This window comes from Citricoccus zhacaiensis, from assembly GCF_014645315.1.
In the GTDB taxonomy this organism is placed as follows: Bacteria; Actinomycetota; Actinomycetes; order Actinomycetales; family Micrococcaceae; genus Citricoccus; species Citricoccus zhacaiensis.
Window position 1 is genome coordinate 60,471 of sequence record NZ_BMLQ01000009.1, and the last position, 12,198, is coordinate 72,668.

At 70.4% G+C, this 12,198-nt stretch carries 11 protein-coding genes; 8 read left to right on the forward strand and 3 right to left on the reverse strand.

What is annotated here, in order from left to right; all coding sequences use genetic code 11:
* Positions 1 to 5: 5 nt before the first annotated feature.
* The 3 genes from IEX49_RS14085 to IEX49_RS14095 all read left to right on the forward strand — a co-directional run bounded on the left by IEX49_RS14085 (position 6) and on the right by IEX49_RS14095 (position 2,909).
* Positions 6 to 1,325: a sensor histidine kinase gene (locus IEX49_RS14085; RefSeq protein ID WP_188806794.1), complete on the forward strand. Its 1,320-nt coding sequence runs from the start codon at positions 6 to 8 to the stop codon at positions 1,323 to 1,325.
* A 91-nt stretch (positions 1,326 to 1,416) separates the two neighbouring features.
* Positions 1,417 to 1,893, forward strand: coding sequence for a substrate-binding periplasmic protein (locus IEX49_RS14090; protein WP_229672729.1), 477 nt, complete (start codon positions 1,417 to 1,419; stop codon positions 1,891 to 1,893).
* Positions 1,890 to 2,909 carry a cation diffusion facilitator family transporter gene (locus IEX49_RS14095; protein ID WP_229672730.1) on the forward strand — a complete coding sequence of 340 codons (1,020 nt, stop codon included), beginning with the start codon at positions 1,890 to 1,892 and terminating at the stop codon, positions 2,907 to 2,909. Before IEX49_RS14090 ends, IEX49_RS14095 begins: the two co-directional genes overlap by 4 nt.
* Before the next feature lie 4 nt (positions 2,910 to 2,913).
* Here IEX49_RS14095 and IEX49_RS14100 read toward each other — a convergent pair whose 3' ends face one another.
* Positions 2,914 to 3,885, reverse strand: a complete 972-nt coding sequence (locus tag IEX49_RS14100) for an arsenic resistance protein (protein ID WP_188806796.1) — start codon at positions 3,883 to 3,885, stop codon at positions 2,914 to 2,916.
* Between the two features lie 186 nt (positions 3,886 to 4,071).
* On the opposite strand from IEX49_RS14100, the gene IEX49_RS14105 reads away from it, so the two are divergent.
* Genes IEX49_RS14105 through IEX49_RS14115 form a run of 3 tightly spaced genes read left to right on the forward strand, consistent with a single transcriptional unit; the run spans position 4,072 to position 7,213 of the window.
* Positions 4,072 to 5,109: an alpha/beta hydrolase gene (locus IEX49_RS14105; RefSeq protein WP_188806797.1), complete on the forward strand. Its 1,038-nt coding sequence runs from the start codon at positions 4,072 to 4,074 to the stop codon at positions 5,107 to 5,109.
* Positions 5,106 to 6,521, forward strand: a complete 1,416-nt coding sequence (locus IEX49_RS14110; protein WP_188806798.1) for an alcohol acetyltransferase — start codon at positions 5,106 to 5,108, stop codon at positions 6,519 to 6,521. The genes IEX49_RS14105 and IEX49_RS14110 overlap by 4 nt, the downstream gene beginning before the upstream one ends.
* Positions 6,518 to 7,213, forward strand: coding sequence for a DUF6320 domain-containing protein (locus IEX49_RS14115; protein ID WP_188806799.1), 696 nt, complete (start codon positions 6,518 to 6,520; stop codon positions 7,211 to 7,213). Before IEX49_RS14110 ends, IEX49_RS14115 begins: the two co-directional genes overlap by 4 nt.
* 41 nt (positions 7,214 to 7,254) lie before the next feature.
* On the opposite strand, the gene IEX49_RS14120 is transcribed toward IEX49_RS14115, so the two are convergent.
* On the reverse strand, positions 7,255 to 7,845 hold the full coding sequence (locus IEX49_RS14120; protein ID WP_188806800.1) for a TIGR03086 family metal-binding protein: 591 nt from the start codon (positions 7,843 to 7,845) through the stop codon (positions 7,255 to 7,257).
* A 17-nt stretch (positions 7,846 to 7,862) separates the two neighbouring features.
* Positions 7,863 to 8,255, reverse strand: coding sequence for an MmcQ/YjbR family DNA-binding protein (locus tag IEX49_RS14125; RefSeq protein WP_188806801.1), 393 nt, complete (start codon positions 8,253 to 8,255; stop codon positions 7,863 to 7,865).
* A gap of 134 nt (positions 8,256 to 8,389) precedes the next feature.
* On the opposite strand from IEX49_RS14125, the gene helR reads away from it, so the two are divergent.
* Entirely contained in the window at positions 8,390 to 10,645 is a 2,256-nt protein-coding gene (gene helR, locus IEX49_RS14130; RefSeq protein WP_188806802.1) for an RNA polymerase recycling motor ATPase HelR, read from the forward strand.
* Between the two features lie 66 nt (positions 10,646 to 10,711).
* Positions 10,712 to 12,198, forward strand: a 1,487-nt coding sequence (locus tag IEX49_RS14135; protein ID WP_188806803.1) for an asparagine synthase-related protein, incomplete at its 3' end; no start/stop codon positions are given.

Genomic DNA, 12,198 nt, shown 5'->3' on the forward strand with positions numbered 1-12,198 from the left:
ACACCATGCGCGCCGCCGAGCCGTCTGCTCCCTCGTCAATCTCCTCCACTCCATCCTCTGGTGAGGGACTATCCCCTGGACCGTCAACCGTCCGGGCCAGCGTCTCGCGCCGTGGATGGACCTGGCTCCTGACGTCCTGCGCCGCCGTGGTCCTGATCGCCACGGGCTGGCCCATCCTCGCCGCGGTCCACCACGTCCACGTCGCCATCGCCATGGTGCTGGCCGTAGCCCAGGCCGTCGCCCTCCCGCTCGCGGTGCGGCGCCCACTGCCCGCGATCGGCTTGGGACTGGCGGCGTCCTTGGGCACGATGTCCGCTGTGGACCCGGACTCGGGCCCGTGGCCCTGGCCGGTTACCACCTTGATCGCCTACGTGTTGCTCGTCCTGGTGCTCTCGCTCCGCCATCCTTGGCGGCTTGGGGCCGCGGGCTGGCTCGCCGGTGCCGTGGTCGGAGGGCTCGGACTCGCACTCATCCCGGACACAGGACTACCCCCCGAAATGGTGATCTCCAACGTCACGACGGTGGCCTCCCTCACCGGTGGTGCCCTGGCCGTCGGCAGCGGCCTGCAGGTCCTCCTGGCCAGCCGCAGTCAACTGGACCACGAACGCCAGCTCACCGCCGAGGAGGAGACCAAGCGCCGAGAGCTGCAGCAGCGCAACCGCATCGCCCAGGAGTTGCATGACGTGGTGGCACATTCCATGTCCGTGATCTCCGTGCAGGCCACCACCGCCCCCTATCGGTTGCCCGGCATGGACGAGCCGACGCGGGGCGAGTTCCACTCGATCGCGGATTCCTCCCGCCGCGCGCTGACCGAGATGCGGGGGCTGCTCGCCATCCTGCGCGGAGACGATGCCGCCGACACCACGCCCCAGCCGACCATCGCGGACATCCCCCAGCTGGTCATCACCACGCGGTCCTCCGGGGCGCAGGTGGAACTGGAGATCGATCCGGAACTCCTCCCGCTGGGCGGGGTGACAACGGCTGGCGGGACCGGAGTCCCCGGTGCGGCGAGTGCGGCCGGTGACTGGTCCGCCGTCGTGCCTCCCGCCTCGGGTCTGACCGCCTACCGGGTGGTGCAGGAGGCGATCAGCAACGCCCTGCGGCACGCGCCCGGTGCCGCCATCCGCGTGCAGGTCTCCGTGGGTGACCAGATCGGCATCCGCATCGCCAACGGACCGCCCGCCCGCGGGGGTTTCGTGGCGTCGCCGGGCGCCGGCCTCGGCCTGAAGGGCATCCGGGAACGCGTGTCCGCGCTCGGCGGCACGGTCAAGGCCGGCCCGACGCCGGAGGGCGGCTACACGGTGAAGGCCCGGCTGCCGCTGTAGCCGCCTGCGCGGGAACTAGCCACCGGGGCTGATTCTCCTTACAGTGACCCCAAGAGAAGGAGGACCCATGGGAATCTCTAGAAAAGCTGCGATGACCAGCGGATTCGTGGCCACCGCGGTGGCCCTGACGGTGACCGGCTGCACGTCCTCGGCATATCCGGCTGACCCGGACGGGACCTTTGACGACGTCTCGGGTGGCACGCTCTCCGTGGGCGTGGTCCACCATCCTCCGTATGTGGATGCCACCGGCGCTGAGCCCACCGGCAGCGAGGTGGAACTCATCCAGGCCTTCGCCGAGGAGATCGATGCGGAGATCGAATGGACCGCCTCCGGCGAGGAGGCCCTCATCACGGCCCTGGAGACCGGGGACGTGGACCTGATGGCCGGAGGACTGACCGACCAGTCCCCCTGGTCCTCCCAAGCGGCCCTCACCCGCTCCTATGCGGAGGACACCGGGCCGGACGGCAAGACCGTCAATCTCGTCCTGGCCGTCCCGCTGGGTGAGAACCAGATGCTCGGCGAGCTCGAGCGGTTCCTTGACGAGCACCACCCCGGGGTCACCCCGTGAACCAGACCGATCGCCGCTTCGGGCACACCGAGCTCTCCCCCGAGCTGCAGCGGTCCCTGCGCCGGGCCATGCGGCTCCAGTGGATCACCATCGGCTACCTGGCCGTCACCGTCTCACTGATCGCCCTGGTCATGGGCAGTTCCCAGGCGATGAAGGCAGCGTGGATCGAGGACATGCTCTCCTTCGTCCCGCCCATCGCCTTCCTCGTGGCCGTGACGGTCGTAAACAGACGCCCCACGCTCCAGCGCCCCTACGGGAACCACCGGGCCGTGGGCGTGGGTCATCTCGTGGCCGCGGTGGCGTTGCTGGTGATGGGTTCATACCTGATCATCGATTCGGCCATGGGTCTGATCCAGGGCGAGCACCCGCCGATCGGCACGTTCCACCTCTTCGGCCAGACCGTGTGGCAGGGCTGGTTCATGATCGCCCTCATGCTGCTCCTCATCCCCGTTCCGGTGTTCCTCGGTCGCCTGAAGATGCAGGTCGCGACCGAACTGCACAACAAGGTCCTCTATGCGGATGCGGACATGCTCAAGGCCGACTGGCGGACCAGCCTGGGCACCGCCATCGGCGTGGCCGGCCTGGGGTTGGGGTGGTGGTGGTTCGATGCGGCTGCCGCCATCTTCATCGGCCTGAGCATCGTCAAGGACGGTGTCAGCAACGTGCGCACCGCGATCACGGACCTGGCCGATGCCCGGGCCCGAACCATCACTGGTGAGGATCCACACCCCTTGGTGGAGAAGGCGGAGGCCTACGCCCGGTCGGTCGACTGGGTGGAGGATGCCGGAGCCCGTGTCCGGGATGAGGGGCATGTGTTCCACACGGAGATATTCGTGGTCCCCCATGAGGGCGCGGCACAGTCTCCCGCACGCCTGCGCGAGCTGGCCGAGGGCATCGTCGACCTGGATTGGAAGCTGGAGGACGTGGTGGTGGCCCTCGTCGAGGAGCTGCCCGCAGAGGTCCACGGCGGCGTCGAGCGGGACAAGCAGTCCGAGGGTGGCCGGGCGTCCCGCTGAGCCTTCAGGTCCAGCTACGCTCGCGGACCACCAGGGGAAGGGCACGGACCAGCACCACCATGATCACCAGTTCCACCAGGGTCTGGGTCACCACCACCAGCGGTGCGAGGTCGAAGGGGGCCGGCAGGGCGAGCACCAGCGGCAGCACCACGAGCGAGTTGCGGGTCACGCCGCTGTACACCACTGCCCTGCGGCCCGGGGCGTCCAGTCTGGCCAGCCGGCCGGCCGCCAGACCGATGACCACCATGACCACCGCGAACCCCACGAACACCGGGATCACGGCAAGCAGGCCGCCCAGGTGCGCGCCGACGCCGTGGATCTGAGACGCGACCACCACGGCCAGGGTCGCCATCATCAGGGGGACCATGGCGGCGAGCGCCCCGTCACGGAGCCATCGCCCGGCACGCCAGCGGGCGGCGGCCGTCTGGGTGAGCCACGCGGCGGCCAGCGGCAGGGCGATGAGGAGGACGAAGGCCTCGAGGAAGGGGCCGGCGTCGACCGTCTGGACGAGCCCCTCCCCCACCATCAGCCGCAGGTAGACGGGCAACAGCGCCATCTGGGCGAGCATGAGCAGTGGCGTGGCCGCCAGCAGGCGGTCCGCGGCGCCGCCGGCCAGGCGCGTGAAGACGATGACATAGTCCACGCACGGGGTCAGCAGCACGAACAGCACCGCGACCTCCAGCACCTGGGACGGCGCCACAAAACGGGATAGTCCGAAGGCCACGAGGGGGACCACGGCGAAGTTCACCAGCAGGATGGCCATCAGGAACCGGCCGTCCCGGAAGGCTCCCGCCAGCCGCGGGAACGGGACCGCGAGGAACGTGGAGTAGAGCAGGACACCGAGCACGGGATTGATCGCGTGCCCTGCCGGTCCGGCCACGGCCGGGACCAGGAGCCCGACGCCGGCCCCGGCCAGCAGAGCGGCCAAGTACAGCATCACCTGGTGCCGTTCCAGCCACGGAACGGTGCCCCCCATTCGACCCGTCGCCTGGTGCCACATGTCCTCCAGCATCCCAGGGCGCCGGCCCGTGACATCCAAGATGACTGATCCGTCGCCGTGTCCGCGGGGCTGTCCACGGGACGGTTCACACGGTTGTTCACGGGGCGGGACGGCTAGGGTGGGGCACATGGACCCGTCCACCGCACCACCCCTCTCCCACCCGTGAACCGGCTGTTCCGGTCGGTCCTGGGCCTGTTCGCCGCACCACGGCTCAACGTGCGGGAGGACTACGCGAAGGTCCGGCGTTTCCAGCAGCAGGTCGCCGCGCTGACCGGACCGCGCTACCGTCCCGTGTACCGGCAGACGGCGGCCGATGTGGGGACCCACCGCGTCCCCGTGAGGATCTTCCAGCCGAAGGAGAAGCGGCGCGACGAGGTCCTGCTCTTCTTCCACGGGGGCGGCTGGGTCACCGGTGACATCGAGAGCTACACCCCGGCCTGTGCCGCGATGGCGGACCTCACCGGCTGCGTGGTGGCCTCCGTGGACTACCGGCTGGCCCCGGAACAGCCCTTCCCGGCCGGCCTGGAGGACTGCTTCCACGTGGCACGGATGGTGTTGGAGCATCCGCAGCGGGCCGGGATCGGCTCGGCCACCAATGTCGTCCTCGTGGGCGACTCCGCCGGCGGCAACCTCGCTGCCGCCGTCTCCCTGATGTTGCGAGATCGAGGCCACCGCGGGGCAAGCCGGCAGATCCTCCTCTACCCGGTGACCCACTGGGACCATGACCCGGCGACCTCACCGTTCGCCTCGGTCCGCCACCACGGTGAGGACTACCGGCTCACCTCCACGGAGGTCCAGGACTACTTCGACCTGTACGTGCCCGACCACCAGCGGCGCCGCAACCCTCTGGTCGCGCCACTGATGGCCCCGAACCTGTCCGGACAGCCGAAGACCCTGCTGATCACGGCGGAACTGGATCTGCTCTGTGACGAGGGCGAGGCCTACGGCGAGGCCCTGGCAGAGGCCGGAAACGAGGTGCGGGCGCACCGGGTGGACGGGGCGCTGCACGGGTTCATCGCGCTGCCCCGGTTCTCCCGTTCCCTGCGGGAGGCGTATGAGGTGATCAACGTCTTCCTCGACGAGGACTCCCCTGTCGGTGAGCAACCTGTCGACGAGCAGCCTGTCGACGAGCAGCCTGTCGGTGAGCGTCCCGGCAGTGCCGGCCACCCCGGCCACCCCGGCCCTCAGGACACGCCATGACAGGGCGGGTCTGGGTGCGGCTGGACAACGCCTCCAACATCTTCCTGGCGGCGCGGACCGATGCCGATCCCAAGGTCTTCCGCCTCAGTGCGGAAGTGGACCACGAGGTGGATCCGCAGTTGCTGCAGGAGGCACTGGACGCCACGTACGACCGGTATCCGCTCTACCATGCGGTACTGCGGCGCGGCGTGTTCTGGTACTACCTGCAGGACAGCGACCTGCGTCCCCTCGTCAGTGCGGAGGTCCAGCACACCTGTGCCCCGATCTACCAGGCGGACCGGCGCACCCTGCTGTTCCGCGTGCTGCACCACCGCCGGCGGATCAACCTCGAGGTCTTCCACGCCCTCTCCGACGGCACCGGGGCGCTGTGGTTCCTCTCCGATCTGGTGACCGCCTACCTCGGGCTGCGCTACCCGGAGGTCGCCCGTGCCCTGGGAGCATCCCCCGCGGCTGGCGCCGATCCTGCTGGCGCCGATCCTCCTGGCGCCGCCCGGCCCGGCACGGAGCCCGTCGGCATGGCACCGGCCGGGCAGCTTCAAGAGGCTCCGGTCCACGAGCTGACCGCCGACAGCTTCGCGCACTACTTCCGCCGGCGCCGCCAGGGCCGGGCGCACGACACCGGCGCGGCCCGGCCTCCGCGGAAGCGGGTGCACCGGGTCAGGGGCACCCGTACCCCGGACCACCGCACCCGTGCCGTCGAGCTCACCCTGCCTGCCCGGGACGTGCTGAGCCTGGCCCGGGCCGAGGGCGTCTCGCTCACCATGTACCTGACCGCCCTCTTCTTCGAATCCGTCCGCCGGTCTTCGGGCGGACTGGGCCGGAACCGCACCCTCGCGGTCTCGGTGCCGGTGAACCTCCGCCAGTTCTTCCCCTCGACGTCGGCGCGGAATTTCTTCGCGGCCGTCCGGGTGGAGCACACCTACGGCGAGGGCGAGGACGACGTCGGCTCCGTTGCCCGCCAGCTGGAGGGCCAGTTCCGCCCTAAGGCCACCCCGGAGGCCCTGGAGAGGAAACTCCGGCGCTTCATCCGCTTCGAGCGGACGCCCTTGTTGCGGGTGGTGCCGCGGCCGCTCAAGGACCTGATCCTGGGGCTGGTCAACCGGGTCAACAACCGCGGCCTGACCGTCGCGATCTCCAACATGGGCCGCGTGAGCCTGCCGGAGCCGGTCGACTCCCACGTGGGCCGCATGCTGCTCCACGTCTCGGCGGCCCGCCCCCAGTTCTGCGCCGTCTCCCACGCCGGCCTGCTCACGATCAGCTTCTCCTCACCGTTCACCGAGACCGGACACATCAGGGAATTCGCCCGGCACCTCACCGGCCGCGGGATCGCGGTGTCCGTGGCGGCGGCGCGCGTCACCGAGGAGGAGCTCAGGTTGGTCGAGACCGGGGTGGAAGCAGAGGTGGAACCATGAGGCGCTGCCCGGAATGCGCCGTGGACATCGAGGGCGCCTGGAGCCACTGCCCCCTGTGTGCGGCCCCGACCTTGGCCCCGGCCACGGCTTCGAACGAGGGCTCAGGCGAGGCCACCCCGAGTCCGTTCCCCGCGGTGCCCCTCCAGTTCTCCCGACGTCGAGTGCTGAGGGCCCTGTTCCTCGCCTCGATCGCCGTGATCCTCGCCTCCTTCACGGCCCAACTGTTGTTCAGCCGGGACCTGGACGGCATCGGGGTCCTGCGCTCCGTGTGGCTGGGAGTCAGCGCCATGTGGCTGGTGGTGCTGATGGCCGTGCGCAAGCGTCGCAACCTCGCCAAGAGCACCGTGTACCTCGTGGTGCTCGTAGGCCTGGTCTGCGTGTACTGGGACTACCTCACCGGATGGCTCGGCTGGTCGCTGACCTATGCGGTGCCCATCGTCTGCGCCTCGTCCATCGTCGCCCTGCTGATCACCGTCCGGGTGATGCGCATCGAGGTGGGCGAGCACATCGTCTACAGCGGCCTGACGGTGCTGCTGGGCCTGGCACCGCTCGGGTTCCTGCTCTTCGGCTGGGTGACGACCCCGCTGCCGTCGGCGATCTGTGGTGCCCTCAGCCTGCTCGCCCTGGTGCTGCTGCAGCTCGGACGGGGACGGCAGGTCCGCCACGAACTCGCCAAGCGGCTGCACGTGTAGTGGCCTCCGGCGGAGCCGGGCGCTCCCCGGGGCCACCCGCCTCAGTGCACGGGCGGCCGCCACCCGGGATCGCGGCCGGACAGGCCCAGCACCCGGTCCAGCTGGGGTGCGTCCGCCGGCACTGGGACCCGGGGGCCGAAGAGCCCCTCCCGTTCGCCCGGCTCCTCCGGGATCCCGGCGCAGAATTGCTCGACGGCGTCCAGGGCCTGTTGCTCCACCGCATAGTCCTGACCGGTGGCCACCGCCAGGTCCCAGCCGTGCAGCACGACCTCGTCGAGCGCGACCAGCACCGCCACCTCGGCGGGCATGGTCTGCGCTCCGGCCGTCGTCGTTCCGGTGCGTGCCCCGGTCTCGTTCCAGGCGGCGGCGAGGTTCTCCAACTCGGCTGGCAAGGTCTCCCGCCAGTCCTCGGACAGTTCCAGCCGCGACGGGTCCGGGGCGGTGTGCGTGGTCGGTCCGTCGATCTTCCGGGCGGCGTCACGGAAGGCGATGGCCAGGCCGTGCAGATGCGCCAGGAGCTGGTGGACGGGCATCTCGGGGCACGGCGTGGGGGCATAGTGGTGCGCGTCCTCGATCCCGCGCACCACGGCCGCCACCCTCCGCGTGCTCTCCGTGAGGTCGATGCTGGTCATGGTGGGTCCCTCTCTCGCTAACGGGCCGGCGCGGTGGTGCCGAAGGTCTCGGGGTCCACCGGGCGGGCGTGCCGTGGCAGCTTCTCCACCACCAGGCGGTAGGAATCGAGCACGAGTTCCTCGACCAGTCCGCCGGTGATGGTGTCCCCTCCGGTCACGGTGATCCAGTGCCTCTTGTTGATGTGGTAACCGGGAGTGATCTCGGGATGAGCCTGGCGCAGTGCGCCGGAGTCCTCGGGTTCGGCCTTGAGGTTGACGATCGGTTCGCCGTCCAGCTCGGCCAGGAACATGAACATACGGCCCTTCACCTTGAACACGTCGCTGTCCGGGCCGAAGGGCTGATCCACGGTGACGGCGGGGAATTGGAGGGCCGTCTCCCGGGCGATCCGGTGCACTGTGGTTCCGTTCATGGTGTCCGTTCCCCCGGTGCTCGGATGGGGCCGAATCCCCTCCGCCATCTTCAGACTATGCCCGAGCGGGGGCCTTGCCGCAAGGCCCCCCGGTGCTGCCAGAATCAGGGCTCGAATCGGATTGGAGCCGCCCCGTGAACACAGCCCACCACCGCACCAGCACCTCAGCCTTCGCACTCCCGGAGCACCTCTCCGCCAAGGCGCATCCGGAACTGGTGGCCGACGACGAGACCCACTTCGCGGCCATCACCGCCACCCTCGAGAACCGACGTGCCGAGGACGGCCGCCGCCTCGACGCCCTGCGCCGGCAGCCGCGTGGCAGCGGCGAGTACGCCTTGGAGCGGGATGCCGAGATCCGCCGGCTGTCCTCACGCCTGCTCCTGCTCCAACGGTTCGGCCTGGACCTGGTGCTGGGCCGGATGGTCCCGTCCGACGGCGGCGGCACCACCGTCTACGTGGGCCGCACCGGCCTGACCGACAGTGACGGTCACCGCCTCCTCATCGACTGGCGCTCCCCGGCGGCTGAGCCGTTCTTCGCCGCCACCCATGCCCGCCCCCTCGGCCTGGCCAGCCGCCGCCGCTACCGGTGGAGCCGCGGGAGCATCACCGACTACTGGGACGAGGTGTTCACCGCGGAAGGACTGTCCGGCGGACTGCAGTCCCACGCCGCGCTCGACGACCAGTCCGCCTTCATCGCCAGTCTCGGAGCCCACCGGACCGGGCGCATGCGGGACGTCCTCGGCACCATCCAGGCGGACCAGGACGCGATCATCCGTGCGGGTTCGCGGGGGGCACTCGTGGTCGACGGCGGCCCGGGCACCGGAAAGACCGTCGTCGCCCTGCACCGCACGGCCCACCTGCTCTACGCCGACGAGCGGCTGCGCCGCCACCGTGGAGGTGTGCTCGTCGTGGGCCCCCACGAGCCGTATCTGACCTACGTCGCGGATGTGCTGCCCTCACTCGGCGAGGACGGGGTGCTCACCGCGACGGTGCGCGGCCTGCTCCCGGAGGGGGCCACGGCTCCCGCCGAGGCGGATCCGCGCGTCGCCGACCTGAAGTCCCGCCGCGACATGGTGGACGCCGTGGAGCCGGCGGTCCGGCTGTATGAGGAGCCTCCGGAAGAGGCCCTGCTGGTGGAGACACCGTGGGACGAGGTCTGGTTGCACCCCGAGGACTGGGCCGAGGCCTTCGACGCCCCCGACTCTGGCACCCCGCACAACGAGGCCCGCGAGGACGTCTGGACGGCGCTGCTCCAGATCCTGGTGGAGGCCCACAGTGCCGAGACAGACCCGAACGCCGAGCTGGACGAGGAGAACGGCGGACCGTCCACCGAGCTGCTGTACCGGACCTTCGAGGCGAACCGTGGGCTGCGGGAGGCCTTCGCCCGCGCCTGGCCCGTGTTGCGCGCCGAGGAGATCGTCGGCGACCTGTTCACGGTGCCCGCCTACCTGTCCCGGTGCGCCCCGGCGCTGGAGCCGTCAGAGGTGCGGTCCCTGCAACGTGCGGATCCTCAGGCATGGACACTGGCCGACCTGCCGATCCTGGACGCGGCACGCCGCCGCATCGGTGACCCGGACGCCGCTGGGAAACGCCGCGCACGCGACCGGGCGCGCGAGCGGAACCAGGCCGCCATGGACCGGGTGATCGACGACCTGGTGGCCGCCGACGACTCCGACCTGCAGCTGATGACATCCCTGAAGACCGAGGACATCCGGGACAAACTCAGCGTCGACGAGGACCTGCCGGCGGAAGCCCGTGACCCGCTGGCCGGACCCTTCGAGCACATCGTGGTGGACGAGGCGCAGGAACTCACCGATGCCGAGTGGCAGATGCTGTTGGACCGGTGCCCGTCCCGCAGCCTCACCATCGTCGGGGACCGCGCCCAGGCCCGGCGGGGGTTCACCGAGGGCTGGCGGCAACGGCTGGAGCGCGTCGGGGTCGGCCCGGTGGAGATCGCCACGCTCACGATCAACTACCGCACACCCGAGGAGGTCATGGCGGAGGCGGCCCCCGTGATCCTGGCCCAGATCCCGGATGCCAACGTGCCGACCTCGGTCCGGGCCTCGGGCAACGCGGTGCGCCACGGCACCGCGGACGAACTGGACCAGGTGCTGGACGCCTGGCTGGAGGAGCACGACCAGGGTGAGGGCACCGCCGTCGTGATCAGTGCGGACGAGACGGCCGCGGCCGGTCCGGTTCAGGGCGGGGCGCCGGGCACGGCGGTGCGGGACCGGGTACGGTCCCTGACGCCTGCCCTGGCCAAGGGCCTCGAGTTCGACCTGGTGATCCTGGTCGAGCCGCAGGAGTTCGGTACCGGGATCGAGGGGGCGGTGGACCGGTACGTGGCCATGAGCCGGGCCACCCAGCAGCTGGTGATCCTGGAGGACTGAGGGCCGTCCTGGAAGACTAGGCTGGACACCAGACGTACCGGTTGTCTCAATCAGGGGTGGATGTCCATGTCAGGGGTAGTCGCAGCCCACGGTTCCTTCGATCCCCGCCGCGGCCAGCGGATGCTGGACCGGTTGGCCCACCGTGGACCGGACGGGGCGGGCAGCCGGGAACTGGGCCGGTCCTGGCTCGGCAGCAGGTACCTGTCCATCGTCGATCCGGTCTCCGGTGACCAGCCGCTCTCCGGCGGACGGGACGGCGGACTCTGGGTCGTCGGGGACGGCATGATCCACAACCACCGCCGGATCCGCGAGCGGCTGGGTGACGGGCGATTCCGCACCGATTCTGACCTGGAGGCCGCGATCGTCCTCGTCGAGGAGCACGGCTCCGAGGCCTTTGAACACCTGTGGGGGCCCTTCGCCCTGGTGGTCGCCGGCGCGGACGGCCGATTCGCCGCGGCCCGTGACATCCTCGGGCTGGCCCCGCTGTACTGGGTGCACGAGGGCGAGACGGTGGTGTTCGCCTCGGAGCTGAAGGCCTTCGACGAGGATCAGCGCCCCGCGGTGCGGCCCTTCCCGCCCGGACACTGCTGGACCCCGCAGGCCGGGCTCAAGCCCATCCGGCGCTTCCCCGGCACCACGCCGGTGCTCCTGCAGAGCAGGTCCGCGGACGACGAGCCCCCGGCCTGGGTGTTCGATGCCCTGCGCGAGACGCTGATCCGCGCCGTGGACCGCAGCCTGGCCAGCCGGCAGCGTCCCGGGGTGTTGCTCTCCGGTGGCGTGGACTCCAGCATCATCACCGCCATCGCCGCCCGTCGCGGCGACTGGTCGTCTGCCCCGTTGAAGACCTTCGCCGTCGGGCTCCAGGGCAGCGGGGACCTCGCCGCCGCCCGGATCGTGGCCGAGCATTGCGGCACGGACCACCACGAGCTGGTCTACACCGCCCAGGACGCCATCGAGGCGGTGCCCGAGGTCGTCGCCGGACTCGAGTCCTTCGATCCGAAGCTCGTGCATTCGGCGGTGCCCAACTACTTCGTCTCCCGCCTGGCGTCCCTGCACGTCAAGATCGTCCTCGTGGGTGAGGGCGCCGACGAGCTCTTCGCCGGTTACACCCACTACGGGCGCCATCATGACGGACCCGAACTGCACGCGGAACTGCTGGAGACCTTGCAGGGCATGCACATCGGCGGCCTGCAACGGGTGGACCGCGTGGCCGGTGCGCTCGGGGTGGAGCCCCGCCTGCCGTTCCTGGACCTGGACATGGTGGAACTGGCGATGGCCCTGCCCCCGGAATGGAAACTCGTGGGACGGGACCGGCCGGCCAAGTGGTTGCTGCGGAAGGCCTTCGACGGGTGGCTGCCGGACGAGGTGCTGTGGCGCCGCAAGGAACAGTTCGGCGAGGGCACCGGCATGAACGACGTCCTGGCCGAGCACTTCGGCCAGACCGTCAGCGACGACGACCTGGCGGTCGAGGCGAACGCCCTCACCCCTCCGGTGCGCACCCGGGAGGAACTCGCCTACTTCCGGATGTTCGAGGCCGTCCTGCGCGGCGTCAA

Coding starts and splice junctions, on each gene's coding strand:
- IEX49_RS14085 (WP_188806794.1), top strand. CDS start 6: ATGCGCGCCGCCGAGCCGTCTGCTCCCTCGTCAATCTCCTCCACTCCA.
- IEX49_RS14090 (WP_229672729.1), top strand. CDS start 1,417: ATGACCAGCGGATTCGTGGCCACCGCGGTGGCCCTGACGGTGACCGGC.
- IEX49_RS14100 (WP_188806796.1), bottom strand. CDS start 3,885: ATGGGGGGCACCGTTCCGTGGCTGGAACGGCACCAGGTGATGCTGTAC.
- IEX49_RS14110 (WP_188806798.1), top strand. CDS start 5,106: ATGACAGGGCGGGTCTGGGTGCGGCTGGACAACGCCTCCAACATCTTC.
- IEX49_RS14115 (WP_188806799.1), top strand. CDS start 6,518: ATGAGGCGCTGCCCGGAATGCGCCGTGGACATCGAGGGCGCCTGGAGC.
- IEX49_RS14120 (WP_188806800.1), bottom strand. CDS start 7,845: ATGACCAGCATCGACCTCACGGAGAGCACGCGGAGGGTGGCGGCCGTG.
- IEX49_RS14125 (WP_188806801.1), bottom strand. CDS start 8,255: ATGAACGGAACCACAGTGCACCGGATCGCCCGGGAGACGGCCCTCCAA.